The organism is Methanothrix sp. (assembly GCF_030055635.1).
GTDB lineage: Archaea > Halobacteriota > Methanosarcinia > Methanotrichales > Methanotrichaceae > Methanothrix_B.
The window spans coordinates 51,644-68,335 of record NZ_JASFYM010000001.1; the positions used below are offsets into that span (position 1 = coordinate 51,644).

Annotated in this window: 17 protein-coding genes; 8 read left to right on the forward strand and 9 right to left on the reverse strand. The window is 55.0% G+C overall.

What is annotated here, in order from left to right; genetic code table 11:
* Positions 1 to 72: 72 nt before the first annotated feature.
* Positions 73 to 972: an ATP-grasp domain-containing protein gene (locus QFX31_RS00255; RefSeq protein ID WP_348530155.1), complete on the forward strand. Its 900-nt coding sequence runs from the start codon at positions 73 to 75 to the stop codon at positions 970 to 972.
* On the opposite strand, the gene QFX31_RS00260 is transcribed toward QFX31_RS00255, so the two are convergent.
* The 4 genes from QFX31_RS00260 to nifS all read right to left on the reverse strand — a co-directional run bounded on the left by QFX31_RS00260 (position 969) and on the right by nifS (position 4,867).
* Positions 969 to 1,142, reverse strand: coding sequence for a preprotein translocase subunit Sec61beta (locus tag QFX31_RS00260; RefSeq protein WP_296608723.1), 174 nt, complete (start codon positions 1,140 to 1,142; stop codon positions 969 to 971). The two genes, QFX31_RS00255 and QFX31_RS00260, sit on opposite strands and share 4 nt — an antisense overlap.
* Positions 1,143 to 1,327: 185 nt before the next feature.
* On the reverse strand, positions 1,328 to 2,578 hold the full coding sequence (locus QFX31_RS00265; protein ID WP_348530156.1) for a hypothetical protein: 1,251 nt from the start codon (positions 2,576 to 2,578) through the stop codon (positions 1,328 to 1,330).
* Positions 2,579 to 2,658: 80 nt separating this feature from the next.
* Positions 2,659 to 3,636, reverse strand: coding sequence for a hypothetical protein (locus QFX31_RS00270; protein WP_348530157.1), 978 nt, complete (start codon positions 3,634 to 3,636; stop codon positions 2,659 to 2,661).
* Between the two features lie 82 nt (positions 3,637 to 3,718).
* Positions 3,719 to 4,867 (reverse strand): cysteine desulfurase NifS, encoded by a 1,149-nt coding sequence (gene nifS, locus QFX31_RS00275; protein WP_348530158.1) that lies wholly within the window; start codon positions 4,865 to 4,867, stop codon positions 3,719 to 3,721.
* A gap of 331 nt (positions 4,868 to 5,198) precedes the next feature.
* On the opposite strand from nifS, the gene QFX31_RS00280 reads away from it, so the two are divergent.
* Entirely contained in the window at positions 5,199 to 5,726 is a 528-nt protein-coding gene (locus tag QFX31_RS00280) for a transglutaminase-like domain-containing protein (RefSeq protein WP_348530159.1), read from the forward strand.
* On the opposite strand, the gene QFX31_RS00285 is transcribed toward QFX31_RS00280, so the two are convergent.
* Positions 5,707 to 6,096: a Mut7-C RNAse domain-containing protein gene (locus QFX31_RS00285; RefSeq protein WP_348530160.1), complete on the reverse strand. Its 390-nt coding sequence runs from the start codon at positions 6,094 to 6,096 to the stop codon at positions 5,707 to 5,709. The two genes, QFX31_RS00280 and QFX31_RS00285, sit on opposite strands and share 20 nt — an antisense overlap.
* A 116-nt stretch (positions 6,097 to 6,212) precedes the next feature.
* Between QFX31_RS00285 and QFX31_RS00290 the strand changes: the two genes are divergently transcribed.
* From QFX31_RS00290 to QFX31_RS00300, 3 genes are all read left to right on the forward strand, one after another.
* Positions 6,213 to 6,944, forward strand: a complete 732-nt coding sequence (locus QFX31_RS00290) for a dihydromethanopterin reductase (acceptor) (RefSeq protein ID WP_348530161.1) — start codon at positions 6,213 to 6,215, stop codon at positions 6,942 to 6,944.
* 247 nt (positions 6,945 to 7,191) lie between these two features.
* Entirely contained in the window at positions 7,192 to 7,752 is a 561-nt protein-coding gene (locus QFX31_RS00295) for an HVO_0476 family zinc finger protein (protein ID WP_348530162.1), read from the forward strand.
* Positions 7,734 to 8,381, forward strand: a complete 648-nt coding sequence (locus QFX31_RS00300) for a protein-L-isoaspartate O-methyltransferase (RefSeq protein ID WP_348530163.1) — start codon at positions 7,734 to 7,736, stop codon at positions 8,379 to 8,381. Before QFX31_RS00295 ends, QFX31_RS00300 begins: the two co-directional genes overlap by 19 nt.
* A gap of 197 nt (positions 8,382 to 8,578) precedes the next feature.
* Here QFX31_RS00300 and QFX31_RS00305 read toward each other — a convergent pair whose 3' ends face one another.
* Complete coding sequence (locus QFX31_RS00305; RefSeq protein WP_348530164.1) at positions 8,579 to 9,505, reverse strand: carboxypeptidase-like regulatory domain-containing protein; 927 nt, start codon at positions 9,503 to 9,505, stop codon at positions 8,579 to 8,581.
* A 189-nt stretch (positions 9,506 to 9,694) separates the two neighbouring features.
* The gene (locus QFX31_RS00310; protein WP_348530165.1) at positions 9,695 to 11,020 is read right to left on the reverse strand and encodes a hypothetical protein; all 1,326 of its coding nucleotides are present in this window, start codon (positions 11,018 to 11,020) and stop codon (positions 9,695 to 9,697) included.
* A gap of 178 nt (positions 11,021 to 11,198) precedes the next feature.
* On the opposite strand from QFX31_RS00310, the gene QFX31_RS00315 reads away from it, so the two are divergent.
* A complete protein-coding gene (locus QFX31_RS00315) occupies positions 11,199 to 11,375 on the forward strand; it encodes a hypothetical protein (protein ID WP_348530286.1) in 177 nt (58 codons plus the stop codon).
* A gap of 111 nt (positions 11,376 to 11,486) precedes the next feature.
* On the opposite strand, the gene QFX31_RS00320 is transcribed toward QFX31_RS00315, so the two are convergent.
* On the reverse strand, positions 11,487 to 12,050 hold the full coding sequence (locus tag QFX31_RS00320; protein ID WP_348530166.1) for a hypothetical protein: 564 nt from the start codon (positions 12,048 to 12,050) through the stop codon (positions 11,487 to 11,489).
* The gene (locus tag QFX31_RS00325) at positions 12,047 to 13,162 is read right to left on the reverse strand and encodes an RNA-guided endonuclease TnpB family protein (protein WP_348530167.1); all 1,116 of its coding nucleotides are present in this window, start codon (positions 13,160 to 13,162) and stop codon (positions 12,047 to 12,049) included. Before QFX31_RS00325 ends, QFX31_RS00320 begins: the two co-directional genes overlap by 4 nt.
* A 158-nt stretch (positions 13,163 to 13,320) precedes the next feature.
* Here QFX31_RS00325 and QFX31_RS00330 point away from each other — a divergent pair, with 158 nt between their 5' ends.
* Positions 13,321 to 15,657, forward strand: coding sequence for an RND family transporter (locus QFX31_RS00330; protein WP_348530168.1), 2,337 nt, complete (start codon positions 13,321 to 13,323; stop codon positions 15,655 to 15,657).
* Complete coding sequence (locus tag QFX31_RS00335; protein ID WP_348530169.1) at positions 15,657 to 16,691, forward strand: hypothetical protein; 1,035 nt, start codon at positions 15,657 to 15,659, stop codon at positions 16,689 to 16,691. The genes QFX31_RS00330 and QFX31_RS00335 overlap by 1 nt, the downstream gene beginning before the upstream one ends.
* Position 16,692: the final 1 nt, after the last annotated feature.

A 16,692-nucleotide genomic window follows, 5' to 3' on the forward strand; every position in this document is an offset into this window, starting at 1 on the left:
GTGCAAGCTCCTGTCTTCAGGCCGGAGAGGAGGTCAAAGAGCGGCATGTAGATCCGCCCCATGGAGTCTATCATGAGGATACTGATAGCTGAGTATGCGGTCGCCACAGGCCTTGGCGGAACATACGAGATCGAGGGCAGGGCTATGCTCTCGACGATAGCCGGGAGCTTTGTGAGGTGCGGTCACAGGGTGGTTTACCCCACCTCAGGACCTGTGGTCGATGCCGGTGTTCCCCTGCGTCTTGAGCACGGCGATCTTGAGGGATTTTTGAGCTCGATCGATGCAGACGCCGGATTGGTCGTGGCACCTGATCCCCTAGCGCCAGATCTCATCGAGGCGGTTGAGAGCAGAATGGTCAATCTTGGATCCGGCAGGGAGGCTGCGCAGCTCTGCGCGGACAAGCTCGGCTGCACGCTTGCCCTGAAGAGGGCAGGAGTGCCGGTGGCTGATATTGTTGAATCTCCGGAATGCGAATGCAGTGTGTATGTCGTGAAGCCCAGGTACGGCTGCGGCTCAGAGGGCGTCATCATCTCCTCGTACCCCAACGCACCGGAGGGCTGCATCGCGACCAGATACGTTGAGGGCGTTCATCTCAGCGTCAGCTTCATCAGAGGAAGAGACCGGTTCCTGCCGCTCACGATAAACAGGCAGCTGATAGAGATGAGGGGCAGCAGGTTCGTCTATGCCGGAAGCCAGGTGCCGTACAGGTCTCCCAGGGCGGATGAGATCTGGGACGTGGCGAAAAGGGCTGCAGATGCGCTTGGCTTGAAAGGGTATGCAGGAATCGATCTGGTTGTGGGGGATCTCCCCAGGGTCGTGGACGTGAATGCGCGCCTCACAACATCGATCGTCGGATGCGCCAGGGTCGTCAGATGGGAGCTGGCAGATCTCATACTAAGAGCGAGCTTCGGCGGGCTGCCTGAGAGGGTGGAAGTGGACGGAGAGATAACCTTCAGGCTGGACGAGCTCTAGGGCCAGAGCCCGAAGGTTATGTTTAAAGCCATTATCGCGACCCCGGATGCTATACCAGCGCCCACGACCATCTTCGGGTCGAGCTTTATCGAGGTCTCCTCAGACTCGAAGTACCTCATCAGGCCGGCCGATGACATCAGGCCCGGCCCCTCGCCTTTCTTCTTTGCCATGTGCGGTCCTCTTACATATCGGTTAAAGTAAATTTCGGTCAGATTCTGTCACCCGGTGAATGGCCCATTGAGCAGATGGCTGCGTGCCTTCTCCGGCGTGACGGCCGGAGTTTGTTCCGTGCTGCTCTCCATCAGACGACCTTCTCAGGCTCTCGAGAAGTGTGCAGCGCCAGGAAGGAGATTTCCTAGCCGAGATCCAGTGAGGTCCTCGAGGTGCTGCCGTGCACATCAGATGCGACCAGCACCGCGGTGTACCTTGATACTGCTGCTTCCCTTTCCAGCTTCATATCATAATGAAAGATCGGCGATCTCCTGAGATAGATCGGCCTGTGGAAAGCGAGGCTCTCGCCCATCAGGATGAACCTGAGGGAGCTCCTGCCCTCGATGAGCGTTATGTTCTCTCTAACATAATCAGAGTACCGCGCTCCAGGCCGGAGGGACTCGAAGAGCTCCTTTGAGATGTAATGGATTCTTCCATCCAGCCCCTCGATCGCGTGCAGCTCCAGATCCTCTCCGAAGTACGCGATGGCCTCTGAGAAAGGCCCTTCATCTGTTATGTTCAGCAGGCAGGGCGCAGAGTATCTCATGTACCTGGAGATGTTCTCCGGAACGTCCCTCGCCTCGACGGCCACTACTGGAGAGACTCGCTCAGAGCCGCAGCTCACGCTGTACACCACTCTCGGCCAGATGAACCTGATCTCTGATTCTTTGCCTCTGGCATCTGCCCTATCCATCCATACGACCTCCCCGCTCTTCTGATCCACGATGTAGAGGGAGACACCCCCGAGATCCCCGTCAGGATCCGAGAGATCCGCCCTGATGGCAACGCCGTCCGTGAGGTTCTCACAGGATGCATTGATCCCCGGGGGTTTGGATGAGATGTAACCGATAGCTGAAATCAGCCACTCGTAATCGCTGGGAGATACAAGCATGCTGGGGCTTCTGGATGCGACAAAAGAGCGGTTGAGCGTTGTGTTTTTATCAATTCCAACGAACAGCGTGGAGTACTCGAAGAGCACCACGAAGAACGGTTTATCCATTCGTAAATCCGGCACATCTATCTCAGCCCAGCTCAGGTTTCTCCCGAAGTAAGCTCCTGAGATGTCTGTGGTCCTGTAAACCAGGTTGAGATCCGCATCCCATATCTCCAGGACGAAAATCCCGTCGCGGCTGAGCATGCCACAGACCGCAACCCTGGAGAGAGTCCAGTTCTCCGGGGGAGAGAAGAGGACCGCATGCCCCTGGTCGCCAGCGAGCCATACACCATCGTCGGGGACGCCGTCGGTGTACTGGATCGCGAGATCCAGAGCATCTGAGACTGGAACAAAGAGCAGCATCAGAATAACTGGGAGCGAGCCGAGCTTTCTGTAGATTGATCTCAGGCTGCGAAGCACTGCGATCTGCTTTGAATTCGATAAAGAACATTCAAGAAGCAAGCTCGCCCATTGGGTTAAAAATGGTTCATATTCAATTTCATTTTGTACCCCTTCTTCACCCTGCCGAATAAAAACCCACATCATCGCACATCCCCCGAGCAGCTCCATATCGAATCCTTGAGAGCTCTGATTGTCTCTGTTTCACCAAACTGGCAGCATGAGAGCCATTCCGGACCAGGAGATCTCACGGAAACAAGATCGTACCCGAGGCATCCGCACATGTACACGCTTCTTTCAGGCGCCTCATTTATGATAGCAGCATCGTAGGTGTTCTTTCCAGCCCAGGACTCCTCGAGCCCTATGTTCTTCCCTCTGCTTCCCATATCGATGACGGAACGCATATCGAAGCTACCCCAGTAGGCGTCGAAACCCTCTGATTCAGGGGTTTTATCGGAGTACTGCCTGTACCTCTGCATAACAAGTCCGGAGGAGTGCGAGCTTATGCTGTAGTGGATGTTTTTGTTCGGACGGAAGAGATCCGATATTATCGTGTTTGTGGTGTCGTTCATCGAGAGCTGGAACCAGGCGCTCTTGAGGTACATGTCGCATGTGCGATCCTTTCTCATATCCTTAGTGTAAAGATACGATGTACCCACACGATCCAGATTGTTGATGAAGGTCTCCCTGCTCGATATCCCGGATCCCCTGTAGTCGATTGTGCTCGATGCGGTGAGCACGACAGGCCAGGCCTCGTTCACAGAAAGAATGTAGTTCTGTGTTCCCGGGATCTTGACAAGCGTTGATGTTGTATTGACATTGTCTCCTGCTGCCTCCAGAGCGATCCTGTCCTCAGCCTCCACGGTGCCGTTCTTCGCAGCCACCCGCTCGCTCATGCTGAGGTGATTGATATCGATCTCCGTGTATCTGCTGTGATCACCGGTGCCTAGGGCGTACCCGTAGAGGTCCATGGAGAGGTTCATTGTGAACCTCCTTCCGGTGCTCCAGCCGGTATCGTGCTCGTGGATCTCATAGCTCCTCCAGCAGGATGCGGTGTCGAGAGACATGAAGAGAAGAAGCAGAAGAAGAATAGCTGAGCGCCTGGGCTGCTTCGGGGACATGCGGTTGATTCTTTCATGTCATCCTATAAAAATTTCTCCGCAGCACCTGCGCCGTCGATCAGCTCCGCCATCTTCAGCCTCGCTACCTCAGCGCAGATATGCTGCGGAACCGCTCAACCGCCTCGCGGATGCACTCGCCAGCGTAATCGACATCCTCACGCGTGTTGTCCCTTCCCAGCGTTATCCTGAGAGAGCCGTGGCATCTGACCGGATCCAGGCCTATGGCCCTGAGCACATGGCTCGGCTCCAGCTTCTTCGAGGAGCACGCTGATCCTGTGGAGACTGCTATGCCCTTTGAGTCGAGGTAGAGAAGCAGCGACTCACCCTCCACCCTGCCGAAGCCGAAGTTGAGGTTGATCGGGAGCCTCTTTGTTGGATGGCCGTTGAGCCAGGAGTCATCGATGTTCGATAGCACGAACCTCTTGAGCCTATCGCGCAGCGCTGTAAGCCGCTCCGCCTCTCTCTCCATCATCTCAGATGCGAGCTCCGCAGCTCTGCCCATTCCCACGATCCCCGGGACGTTCTCGGTGCCAGACCTGAGCCCCCTCTCGTGCCCCCCGCCCTGGATTATGCTCTCGATCCTTGTGCCCTTTCTGACATACAGCGCCCCAACGCCCTTCGGTCCGTAGAACTTGTGCGCGGATACTGAGAGAAGATCCACACCGAGCCGGTCGACATTCACGGGTATCTTGCCCACAGTCTGGACGGCATCCGTGTGCAGGAGTATGTCTCTCTCTGAAGCGATCTCCGCTATGCTCTCCACAGGCTGTATCGTGCCTATCTCGTTGTTCGCATGCATGACAGATATGAGCACGGTATCATCACGTATCGCCCTCTCGATCTCTGCGGGATCGACTATGCCCTTATCGTCCACCGGTATGTACGTGACTTCAAAGCCCATCCGCTCCAGCGACCTGCATACCTCAAGAACAGCCGGATGCTCTATCGATGTCGTGATGATGTGCCTTCCCCTGCCACTGAGCGCGACGCCCTTGAGCGCAAGGTTGTCCGACTCTGTGCCGCCGCTCGTGAAGTATATCTCCTCAGGGCTCGCGCCGATAAGCGATGCGAGCCTCTCCCTTGCGCCCTCAACAGCATCGCGCGCCTCCCGGCCGAACTCGTGGAGGCTCGATGCATTCCCATACCTCTCTCTGAAGTAGGGCAGCATCGCCTCCAGGACCTCAGGTGCGACCGGGGTCGTGGCCGAGTGGTCCATGTATATGCGCCTCATGATCATCAAATCACACTGCATGCGAGTTAAAGCTTCTCTCCAAGCAGCGGTTCGCTGAATGCCCCCCGGAATACACTGGACAGCACCGCGCGATTGCTGCAACCACCACAGCAGATAATCACAGTAGATAAATTTAAATATAATCAACGAACTAGTTTCTCTGGAGGGGGTAGCTCTGAGGTACAACTGGGCTGGCGATACGATCATCCGGGATACAATAGTCTGGAGCAAAAGGGCTGTTCTGGGGAACGAGAATGTCTTCATCCCCACAGATATAAGAGAGTGGATATCGTACCCGGACAGCGAGGTCATCAGGCTCGCCCTGAAGGAGATGGATCTTCCAGCTTCCAGGGCGGCAGGGACTTTCGATGAGAGGGCCTGGAAGGTCTGGAAGTATGTTGCTGAGAATGTCGAGTACGTCTCAGATAAAAAGGCATTTGGCATGCCCGACTTCTGGCTCTTTCCAGTGGAGACGCTGACGCTACGCAGGGGAGACTGCGAGGATTCGTCGTTCCTGCTTGCCACACTGATGATCGCCAGCGGGATAAGCGAGCACTGCGTCAGGGTTGTGATTGGAAAGGTGATCGCAGGAAGCACAACATACGGGCACTGCTGGGTGGTTTATCAGAACGAGAGCGGAACCTGGTGCCTGCTTGAGAGCACCCTGAACTCGATCCCGCAGAGGCTGCCTCCAGCGGATCCGTTCACAGAGCCGGAGAGCAGGGACAGGTATGAGCCACAGCTCTGCTTCAACCGCAATCACCTCTGGTCGATAGCGCCCGGCGAGATGCGCCTCTCGGAGTACATCAACTCCAGGGAGATCTCCGGCGGCTACCGTCCTAGGAGCCCAGAGATCTGAGCCTAGCCTCGATCCCCCGCCAGTGCGACCCCTGCCAGTATATCTTTCCACACTCGGAGCACATCCATCTATCGTTTTCGATATCGATAAGCTCGCCGTTGCAGATGGTGCACCTCTCCGGATTGAGGCTGAGGTTTATGCCCCTCTCCTGCACCTCTCTCAGCTGGTCGTCGATATGAGGGGATCTGATGAGAATGCATCTGACCCCAGACCGCTCGCAGAGCTCTGCCAGAGACCTGTCACGCGTGAGCAGCGTTCTCCTATCCCCTGCCTGCGCGACGAGATCCCCATCGCTCATCGACCTGGGATTCTCCACATCGTGCCCCGCAAGCCTGAGCCATCTTCCCAGGCGCATCAGCATGTGGTCCACCACAAACTCAGCCGTAGGGAGACCTCCGCAAGCACACCTAAGCGCAATATTACGTCTCTGCAACCATGTAACAGCCTGCACCAGATATATAGCCATCTGAATCAACCATTCTCCGGATGAGAAGGGTTGCATGGGGAATAACCGGTGGCGGCCAGCACCTGGCTGAGAGCGTGGAGGCGATGCGCAAGGTCGCAGCCCTGCATAGTGTATGCACATTTGTCTCGAGAGCTGGCGAGGAGGTCCTGCGCATGTACGGGCTGCTCGATAGACTCCACGAGATATCCAGAGGCAGCTACCTGGAGGAGGTCTTTCTGGAGAGCGAGTCCGGAAGCAGCTTTCCGATGACTGGAAGGCTCATGCTTGGAAGGTTTGACATGCTGCTGATCGCGCCTGCGACATCGAATACAGTGGCGAAGATCGCATGCGGGATCGCGGACACGATCGTCACAAACGCGGCTGCGCTGGCTGAGAAGGCGGAGGTGCCGGTGCTCGTGCTGCCTACTGATGTGAGGGAAGCGGTGACGAGAGCGCCGTATGCTGTGAACAGGGAGCTGTGCGAGGCATGCGAGATCTGTCCTCCGCAGAAAGCCTGCCCGCGGGGTGCCATCTCAGGAGATGAGATTCGCTCCATAGACCTGATGCTGTGCGATGGCTGTGGTACGTGTCTGCCTCTATGCAGCACCGGCGCAATAGATGCTGTGAGGATGAACGTCAGACGGAGAAGCATAGATATCAGGAACATCGAGATCCTCAGGGAGAGGGGCTACGTAATCCTTGAGTCGCCTGAGGAGATACCAGTGGCTGTTGAACGCGTGAAGATCAACAGGGGGATGCAGAGAACTGAATGATACGCCTGAAGTTTCGCAAAGCGATCTCAGCATTCACTGGCCCCACGTGGCACCAGTGGCACGTGGGTATCCTATTAGCAGGGAAACTCAACCATGCCCCTGCATATCATGCTCTGAGGCCATTTCAGATGCACTTCAGCAAATAATCAATACCATCAAATCGCTTCTATCCAGTATCTGATACTCAAAGACCGCCAGCGTTTCCGATAGTCATGTTTTTGTAGCATTGGTAATTAAACGCAAAAACATGGAAGGTGACATAACATGCCCTGTCTGCGACTACGCCACTGAGCACACTGTTTTACATGCGGGCAGGGATCTTGTGGTGAGGTGCGAGGCATGCGGCACTGTGCATTCGGTCACATCTCATCATGTGAGGATGACTCCTCTGAAGGTTATCGTGAGCTCTGGCTCGGAATCAAGGGTGTACCGTGTAAGTGTTCCTCACAACGATATGCTCTCGGTTGGCTCCGAGATAGTGGTCGATGATGGGCGGAGCGATGTTGTCGTTGCAGAGGTTACTGCGATAGAGGCAGACAGGAGGGTGAGCCACGCCACTGCAAAGGACGTTAGGTGCGTATGGGCAAGGGCTGTGGATGATGTTGTGGTCAAGATCTCTGTGTATAGAGCAGGCAGGACGAGATCGTTCAGGATAATGACCAAGGGAGACGAGGTTTTCTCAGTCGGTGATGTCAGAGAGGTCGAGGGTGTCAGGTACAGGATAGTGAAGATCAAGGGACGTGACGGAGGGTTTCCGGGGAGCTCCGAGGCCAGAGATATCGTTAGAGTATGGGGGCGGCAGCTTTGAGGAAGGAGAGGCTCATCGAGAGCCTCAGGAACTACGTGAGCGACAGGGTTGTGGAGGCGATGTCGAGGGTGCCCAGAGAGCTCTTCGTTCCTGAGGAGCTCAGGCCCATGGCATATGAGGACCGCCCTCTCCCCATAGGCTACGGCCAGACGATATCTGCGCCGCATATGGTGGCGATAATGTGCGACCTCCTCGATCTGCATGAGGGCATGAAGGTACTCGAGGTCGGAGGCGGCTGCGGGTACCATGCAGCTGTCATGGCGGAGCTGGTCGGCCCCTCAGGCCATGTCTACTCGGTGGAGCGCATTCCAGAGCTGGTAGAGGTGGCGCGGCGGAATCTTGAGAGAGCAGGATACAGAAATGTTAGCATGATCCTCGGAGATGGGACCCTGGGCTACAGCGAGCAGGCACCCTACGACAGGATAAGCGTCGCAGCATCCGCGCCGGATATACCCGAGCCGCTGAAGGAGCAGCTCAGGCCAGGCGGCAGAATGGTCATCCCTGTCGGCTCGTACTCACAGGACCTTCTGGTCGTTACAAAGAATCAGGAGATCAGGGTCGAGCGGGCGATGGGCGTCATATTCGTTCCGCTCATAGGGGAGTACGGCTTCAAGGATGCATTCTGGTAAGATGCGCATTCATGTTGGTGCTCTGCAATCACTGAGCATCTCAATGAATGCTGATTTTCCGATCTCCGGATCGCGTCTCAGGATGGCCAGCGATATGTCGCATGGCCGTCCTGAAATCAGGAAAGCTGCAAATGTTTTGCTGCATCCGGTTGCTGATGCCCTCTTGAGACGGTCTCTGATAAGATTCTGAGCACCACCTATCCCTGGCTCGGGTATCCGGGGATCGCTGCTGTGCCTGCTGCGATCCCGGTGTTCGTCTGTGCTGATGGCGCGGAGAGAGGCGAGTACGAGACGGGAACCGGTTGCCCTGTTGGGATCCCCACGATCGTCGGCGCTGCAGATACCGTGCCGAGCCAGACCTTGGCTGATACCTGGCTGAATATGTATCCTGGGGAAGCTGCTGTTATCACGTAATACCCTGATGGCAGATTCATGCCGTAGTAGCCGAGCATGTCAGTGTTTATGGTGAAGCTCCCGCCCTCACCACCGGAGATTATTACCCTCGCCCAGGGTACGCCGGCGCCGTTCTGGTCAACCACACGCCCGACCAGGCTGTAGGTCGTCGGATATCTCCCCGGATCGACGAGGACCGATGCGTTGTTCGTGAGAAGCCCGCCCACCCTCATGACGTAGAGATGGGACACGAGAAGATCTGCATGCGCTCCTGTTATCCTGTACCAGCCTGGCATCATGAGACCTGTCGAGTAGACCATCCTGCCGTTATCATACAGTAGCAGATTGCCTGGAACTGATATGCGCACCCACAGTATGATAGGGTCTCCGAGGATCACAGTTGCGCGGGTTGTGAGCATGCCGCCCTCCTGAACATAAAGAACGTTCGGCAGCCTCAGCTCGTCCTTTATGCTCAGCCCCTCTGCAATGGGATCGATCCTCTCGATAACCATCTGCTTTGAATCGAATGGTGCATACGGGTCCCACTCGGGTCGCTCCACAGCGAACGGGTTCAGGTAATCGGGCTCAACAGTTGTGACGGTCTGCTGCGGCGTGCTCCATGGCGTCAGCCAGTCAGGCTGCCTCGTTCCAGCAGCCCCGAAAGCCTGGCACGGGCATGCGATTAGATTGAGCAGAATCGCGAGCAGAACGATGTGCTTTACATGATCCATACTGACTCCCCAGCAGAGTACAGAATACTGGGAGATAAATATTGCGTGATCCACGGTCGCGCAGGAGCAGGCTCACCCCTGTGAGCCGGTGGATTGTTCACCCTGCAGAATAGAGGCAGGTCTGATGCTGGTCATGGGATTATCAGAGATCGCCACTCCGACGGTTCGACCACATATGATTACGTAATTTCAGCAATCGAACGCCTGGGGGCCGCATGTTTTGGGTGGTCTTGACCTCTCCGATCTGCATTCGAACTTATGGCATTCAGATGAGCCTCTTTCCGGCCAGACGTAGATGTATATGTAGTTCGACCAGTCGGTTGTGCAGTAGGCGAGTATATGCCATCCGACCTCATCGCCGTAGAACCATGTCGGGAACCAGCCGGTTGTCTTGTAGCCGAAGCCCTTCACGCTCGGTGAGCAGTAGTGTTTGGGGAAGGTGCCACATGGGGCCCATTCATACGACCAGTATTTGCCAGGGCGCCTGATGTTCGACCATAGCGGGAGCCACTCGCCCTGGACAACACCAGCTGCTGTGACGAGCTTGTTCGGCCACACCTGTATGTAGTATGCGTTGCATCCGCACCTCTCCTCCGGGCATCCGCAGGATGCCACCCTGGGGAATACAGGAGTGAGGCCTGCATAACATCCATCGTCTGAGCACTCCGGATAGATCCTGCTGGAGTCCGGAAGGATCAGCTGCTCCGTGTTCACATCAGGGGGCGTCGGTGCGCCCTGGACGCTGGATCCAGCGCTCGACTGGACGGACTGGATCACATTTGAGCTCTGGACGTTGGATACAGACTGTATTATGTTCGTGTTCGACTGTATCACAGAGGACGGCCAGACGTAGATGTATATGTAGTTCGACCAGCCGTTGCAGTAGTAGCTGATGATATGCCAGCCAGGAGCATCTCCGTAGAACCATCCGCGCTTGAACCCGGGCCACGACCATCCCCACCACCGGACCTTCGGGGCTGAGCTTGATGGGTACCATTCATACGTGTACAGGTTCCCCGCGGAGGCTATCTGCGCCCAGAGTGGCAGATATCCGCCAAGCCTGCAGCCGCCAACCGTTTTGAGCCCCGAGGATGTCTGCACGTAAAGCCTGTTCCCGGATGTTGATGAGCCCGGCCAGTACCAGACACCGCTGGGGTCGAATGAAAGGCCCGCCGGTGGTGTGGCTGAGCTGAAGTCGAGGCTGCCATCAGGCTGGAAGCTCTCAGCGCTCGGCTCCTGCAGCTTCAGATCCGTCGGGGTCATTCGCTCTGCGTAGGGCCCCTGCGCCTCTGGGGCTGCCGAAAACCCGCCGAGGATGTTCTCGAGGCTGCTCCACGGCTGCTGGTCTGGAAGCCGCGAGCCTGTTGATTGTGGTTGAGCTTGAGGGTACTGCGTGCTCTGCGGATAGCTCTGATCTCTAATCGCCGGTGGGCTATCGAGAGGTGTAAAATCGGAATAGCCCTGGACACCACCATCGCCTATGGCACCACAGGCGGTATTGATGAAGACAAGCACGATAAAGATGCAAACATAGAGCTTCAACATGACCCCGACCTTACATGCTACTCCAAAATGTTATGTGCACTTCATCTATATATATTTTGGGAGGGATCCAGCCAGTGAGCCCGGAAACCGCCGGCACCACGAGCCATGACAAAAAGTATTTAATTGATAATAATGACGATTTGTTGGGGTGATCATCATGTGCTCTGGTCCCGGCTTCAGCCTCATCAATGTGGGGGATGAGGAGCATATACTGGCGAAGGAATACACATGCCTGGACTGCGGCAACAGGTTCAAGGGACTGGGTGTCATACCATCCTGCCCGAGCTGCAAGTCCAGGAACGTGAAGCGCGTTAAGAAGCACTAAGTTTTGAGCGCGGTGCCGCCTCCACCACCTGCTCCCGGAAATGAGCACAGGTGCTTTCAAGCGCCTGCAATCCACGCGCACTTATGTGTGGTTATCTTCTGATGGGCGGGTTCATCCGCCCCTCTCCAGGATCTCGATGAGCCTGTCGACATCGTATCTCTGTATGAGGTTCAGAAGGCGATCCGTCTTGCTGTAGAAGTTTCTTATCCCGTTGATCCTCTCCCTGATCCGTGCTGCCTCCAGGCTCTCAGAGTCTGAAAGCGCTCTTTCAGCGCGATCGAGGGCCGCCATGATTGTGCTGATCTCCTTCTTGACGTGGTTCATCATCGCATTTCTGAGCATATCAGTATCCGTCACCGGTATGTATCTGTACCTCTTCTCCCCTGGAGTTATCACCCTCTTTGCAACGCCGATTCCCTCGAGAATGCCCATGTTCGTGCTCACTGTGGACTTGCTGTAACCTGTGAGCTCGACGAGATCATCAAGAGACAGCGGAGTCTCAGAGAGCATGAGAATTCCTCTCAGAACCCCAAGCGCATCGCTGTATCCCCTCATTCTCGCGATCTGCACACAAGCCTCTGTGATGTATCTTCTGATCTCCTCGATCTCTTCCCTGTTCGTGACTTTCTCTCCGGCCTGAAGGCCAGAGCTTCCTGCCTCATCGATCTGTTTCATCCAGTATCTCCACAGGCTCTACCCCTCAGTCCGAGGGTGAGTATGTTCAATGCAGCGTTGAGATCTCGATCCAGTCTGAGCCCGCATCGCGGGCATTCGTGGACTCGATCCTTCAGCGTTTTCGGTACGATGATACCACAACCTGAGCAGCGCTGAGACGTGTACCTGGAATCGACCAGTTCAACAGACTTACCGACCCTCGCAGCCTTGTAAGTTGTGTATTGAATCAATCGACCCCAGGAGTGATCCATTATGTGTTTCGCGAGGTTGTGGTTCTTTACCATGCCTTTTATGTTCAGGTTCTCAAATACTATGAGATCCGCCTTGTCCACGATCTTCTTAGAGATCTGATGCAGAAACTCGTCTCTGAGATTCCTGATCTTTCTGTGGATCCTGGCAACCTTGAGCTTCTGCTTGATCCAGTTCTTCGAGCCCTTGATCTTCCTGGAAAGTCTCCGTTGTGCCGCTGCTAGCTTCTTCTCCATCTGTACGAGATATCGCGGGTAGCTGAACGTCTCGCCAGTCGAGAGCGTCACAGCATGCTTCAGACCCACATCAACACCTACAGCAGTTCTTGGTTCCACCCTGGGCGGTTCCTCTCCTGTATCGACGGAGAAGATCGCGTACCATGCGCCGGTGCTGTCGCGCTTGATTGTACAGGTCTTGATTTTGCCCTCGATCTCTCGATGCTTGAAGATCCGTATGGCGCCAATACCAGACAAAATGAGCTTCGATCCCTCGATTTTGTAGCCGATACCGGCATCCGGATAGGTGAACGACTTGTACCATCCCCTGCCCTTGAATCGTGGATATCCTGGTTTCTCTCCGTTCTTAACCCGCCTGAAGAAGTTCTGAAACGCTTTGTCAACACGTCTGAGAACGTCCTGAAGTACATGGGCATATACAGCTCCGAGAGCTTGATTTTTCTTGCGGTTTGCTGATAGCTGATGCGCCATCTCATAGTATGTCAGATTGTAGCGGTCGTCCTCCCATGCCTCCTTCTTCGCTGCCAGAGCATCGTTGTAGAGCTGCCTGCAGGTCTCCAGCGTGTCCCCTAGCTTTTTGATCTGATCCTTAGTCGGATACAACCGGAACTTGTAGGCAGATCTCATCTCGATTGTTGCTCCTCCATATTGCGTACGGGCTTACTCCAAAGATTGGAGTTTGCGCCCTGTTACTCTCTATCAGGCAAGCCTGAGTCGGAAGCGTTAAATACTTTTCGTAAAGACTGCACGTTCTGTAATCTCCGTATATACTGAAATCATCACAGGTGAGGCCCATAGACGGAAAAGAGCGGCTTGGCTGCTGGATCGCAAGGAATCCTGAGATCATACTCATCGCTGCAGTCCTTCTCACGCTTCTGTCCCTGCATTATGCCCAGCAGATCGAGATGCATGGGATGAGGACAGAGGACTTTGTGGATAAGGGATCGATGCTATACCAGACCTATGAACACCTCTTCAAGGAGCGGTTCGCAACAGAGTCGATAACTGTGGTGATAGAGGGCGATGATGTAACAGCTCCTGATGTCCTGAAGGCCATGGACAGGCTTGCTGTTCACATGGAATCGGTGCCTGATGTCCTTTCTGTTGAGGGAATATCGCAGATCGTGAAGGGTGCTGCTGATAGGGAACTCGGAAGGAGATACATTCCAGATGAGCAGAGCCTGATAGACACGCTACTCCTCAAGGGGGATGCCAGGCTGCTACAGAACATACTTCCTGACAGAAGGCACACGATACTATCGATGGAGCTCCCGCTCACGCTCTCAGAGGAAGAACGCGAGGAGGTCCTGCACGAGACCGAGAGGGCTGTGGCCATGGCCGAGTTCCCTCCAGGTGTGGGCGTTACAGTTACAGGAAATGCAGCGCTTGGCGTGGCCATTAAGAATGAGATGTCCAAGAGTAACGCGAGCCTGCTTGTCGCATCTGGGGTCCTCATGATCCTGGCGCTTCTTCTCGTCTTCAGGCATGTCAACTTGCCGCTCCTGCCCCTCCCGGTCGTCTTTCTGGGCATAGTCTGGACGTTCGGGATAATGGGGCTGCTTCACATCCCGATGACGATGATATCGATGTCAGCCTTTCCGATACTCATCGGCATCGGCATCGATTATGCGATACAGTTCCACAACAGGATCGAGGAGGAGTTCTCCAAGGGAGGATCTATTAAAAAGGCTGTTGTAGAGACGGTGGCCCATACCGCGCCAGCTGTCCTGATAGCGCTGGCGATAACAGCAGCCGGATTCTTCTCGCTCTTCACATCAAGCGTGCCCATGATACGGGAGTTCGGTGTTCTCTGCCTCATAGGGCTCATAATGTGTTTTCTATCAGCGCTCTTTGTTGGAATAACAGTGCTCTACGCGGCGGAGAGGAACGGAAACAACAGGAAGAACAGGGCAAATAAGAGGGCAGAGGGCGCATCTGAGAGCGCCGTCACTGAGACGGCCATCGGCAGAGCTGTCAGATCAGCCGTTAAATTTTCGCTGAGGCGTGGGGTTCTGATACTCCTCCTCGCCCTAGCTCTATCGCTTGCAGGAGTTTACTCCGATACCATGGTTCCTGTGGATACGGATTTCAAGAACTATATGCCACAGGACCTGCCCCCTCTGGTCCAGTTCAGACACCTGGTCGATATATTCGGGGGGAGCGATGAGCTCAACATAATCGTGCAGGGAGATGACGTAACGGATCCGAAGATACTGGAATGGATGAACAACTTCGGAGATTACATCACAGAGTCGAGGCAGCAGGTGTATTACGTTAACAGCGTTGCTGGATATATGAGAATGCTGAACAACGGTTCGATTCCAGAGGACGCGACCTCAGCAAGATATCTGCTCAGCCTCATGCCGTCTTCGATGAGAGACAGGTACATCGACGGGCATGATACAGCTGTTATGGACATAAACATAGGCAACGCGCTGCGTGACCTTGGTGAGGAGGGGGTCGACCGGCTTATAAAAGAGATGTACAAGGATGTCGAGTGGTTCGGTGTGCCTCCTGGAATCACTGTCGTGATAACAGGCAACCTGGTTGTGATGACGACGGTGATCGAGGCGCTCACGACCGGAAGGACAGAGATGACTTTATTCGGGCTGGTTGTGATATTCTTCATCCTGCTTCTGATTTACAGGGATCTGATAAAGGCGATTGTGCCGGTCCTGCCGATGCTCGTGGTCATAGGCTGGATGGGCGGGGTGATGTACATCACCGGCATGAAGTACACACCGCTGACCGCGACGCTTGGCGCCCTGATCCTGGGCGTGGGTTCAGAGTACTCCATACTCATGATGGAGAGGTTCTATGAAGAGCTCGATAGGTTCAATGATATCGATCAGGCCATATCGAGGGCGTCGTCAAGCATAGGCTCAGCGCTTGTTGCATCCGGCCTGACCACAGTCTTCGGCTTCGGCGCTCTCATAACATCTCCATTCGTCATAACCAACAACTTCGGCACGGTGACCGTGCTGGCTGTGATATTCGCGCTTATCACAACATTCACAGTATTTCCCGTGCTCCTCGTTCAGCTTGAAAGAGGGCGGGAGAGGATCCAGAGGCTGAATGTGATACTGATCGATGCAGTTAAAAGATGCGCAGGTGCTGTTTGATGAGATACGAATTGATAATGCTGTTGATCCTTGTTGCTCCAGCAATGGGTCAGAGCAACTACATCCCTCCTGTGATAGAGGGTGAGAACTACTGGAACATGTATGGATCCCCAAACCTGACCGCTGCGATAAGCGGCACGAACGAGTTCGACAGGGGGGATACGGTCACGCTATACATCGACCTCATTAACTACGGCAGGTTCATGAGCTTCGAGAAGGACAAGACCGCATACACTCCAATGGAGATGGCGCTTGCGGCCAAAGAGCAGGAGCTGGAGCAGGCCAAGACCACTGCCATAGGAATAGTTGCGACTCTGGTATCGGAGAGCGACCAGATCGAGGTCAAGTCCGGAGATCAGGTTGTGGAGTCTCTCAAATCCGGTGACAAAACAAAGAATCCGCTCAAATTCACGGTGAAGATTGCGAAGCATGCGCCAGCAGGCGTGTATCCGCTCAGGCTCAACCTGAAGTATGACTACCAGTACAATGTCCAGGTCGATGCGAACAAGTTCGATTCAGCTACAAACAACCTCATAGGGTTCAGGGCAGCTTACTGGTACCAGAAGGCGAATCAAACGGTGGTAGTGCCGATCATCGTGAAAAAGAAAGCGGACTTCGAGATAACCGATGTCAGAGGAGTCCTCAGGGCCGGAGCAAAGAAGGAGGAGCTTCAGGTGACATACAGGAACATCGGAGAGGAGGGCGTGAGCGACGCCATCGCCAGGCTGAGCATATTCAAGCCGTTCTCGTCGACAGATGATCAGGCGTACATCGGTAATCTCGGGCCGGGCGAGGAGGCGACCGTGGTATTCCGGCTGGATGTGGACTCGGATGCAACCCCCAAGGAGTACGGAATCAACAGCGAGATCAAGTACACCGATGTGCGAGGGGACACTGTGATCTCAGAGAGCATGAAGATCCCCGTCAGGGTTGAGCCTGCATCCAGATCGATGATGCTCCCGGCGCTTGCGGTCCTGGTGGTCCTGGGCGGCGCAGGCGCTTACATCTACAGGAGGAGATCGAACAGATCCTGAG

What these genes read in the sequence shown, in the direction of transcription:
- QFX31_RS00300 (WP_348530163.1), top strand. Translation starts at nt 7,734, where the DNA reads ATGGGGGCGGCAGCTTTGAGGAAGGAGAGGCTCATCGAGAGCCTCAGG.
- QFX31_RS00320 (WP_348530166.1), bottom strand. Translation starts at nt 12,050, where the DNA reads ATGAAACAGATCGATGAGGCAGGAAGCTCTGGCCTTCAGGCCGGAGAG.
- QFX31_RS00270 (WP_348530157.1), bottom strand. Translation starts at nt 3,636, where the DNA reads ATGTCCCCGAAGCAGCCCAGGCGCTCAGCTATTCTTCTTCTGCTTCTT.
- QFX31_RS00305 (WP_348530164.1), bottom strand. Translation starts at nt 9,505, where the DNA reads ATGGATCATGTAAAGCACATCGTTCTGCTCGCGATTCTGCTCAATCTA.
- QFX31_RS00290 (WP_348530161.1), top strand. Translation starts at nt 6,213, where the DNA reads ATGAGAAGGGTTGCATGGGGAATAACCGGTGGCGGCCAGCACCTGGCT.
- QFX31_RS00335 (WP_348530169.1), top strand. Translation starts at nt 15,657, where the DNA reads ATGAGATACGAATTGATAATGCTGTTGATCCTTGTTGCTCCAGCAATG.
- QFX31_RS00255 (WP_348530155.1), top strand. Translation starts at nt 73, where the DNA reads ATGAGGATACTGATAGCTGAGTATGCGGTCGCCACAGGCCTTGGCGGA.
- nifS (WP_348530158.1), bottom strand. Translation starts at nt 4,867, where the DNA reads ATGAGGCGCATATACATGGACCACTCGGCCACGACCCCGGTCGCACCT.
- QFX31_RS00280 (WP_348530159.1), top strand. Translation starts at nt 5,199, where the DNA reads ATGGATCTTCCAGCTTCCAGGGCGGCAGGGACTTTCGATGAGAGGGCC.
- QFX31_RS00325 (WP_348530167.1), bottom strand. Translation starts at nt 13,162, where the DNA reads ATGAGATCTGCCTACAAGTTCCGGTTGTATCCGACTAAGGATCAGATC.
- QFX31_RS00260 (WP_296608723.1), bottom strand. Translation starts at nt 1,142, where the DNA reads ATGGCAAAGAAGAAAGGCGAGGGGCCGGGCCTGATGTCATCGGCCGGC.
- QFX31_RS00295 (WP_348530162.1), top strand. Translation starts at nt 7,192, where the DNA reads ATGGAAGGTGACATAACATGCCCTGTCTGCGACTACGCCACTGAGCAC.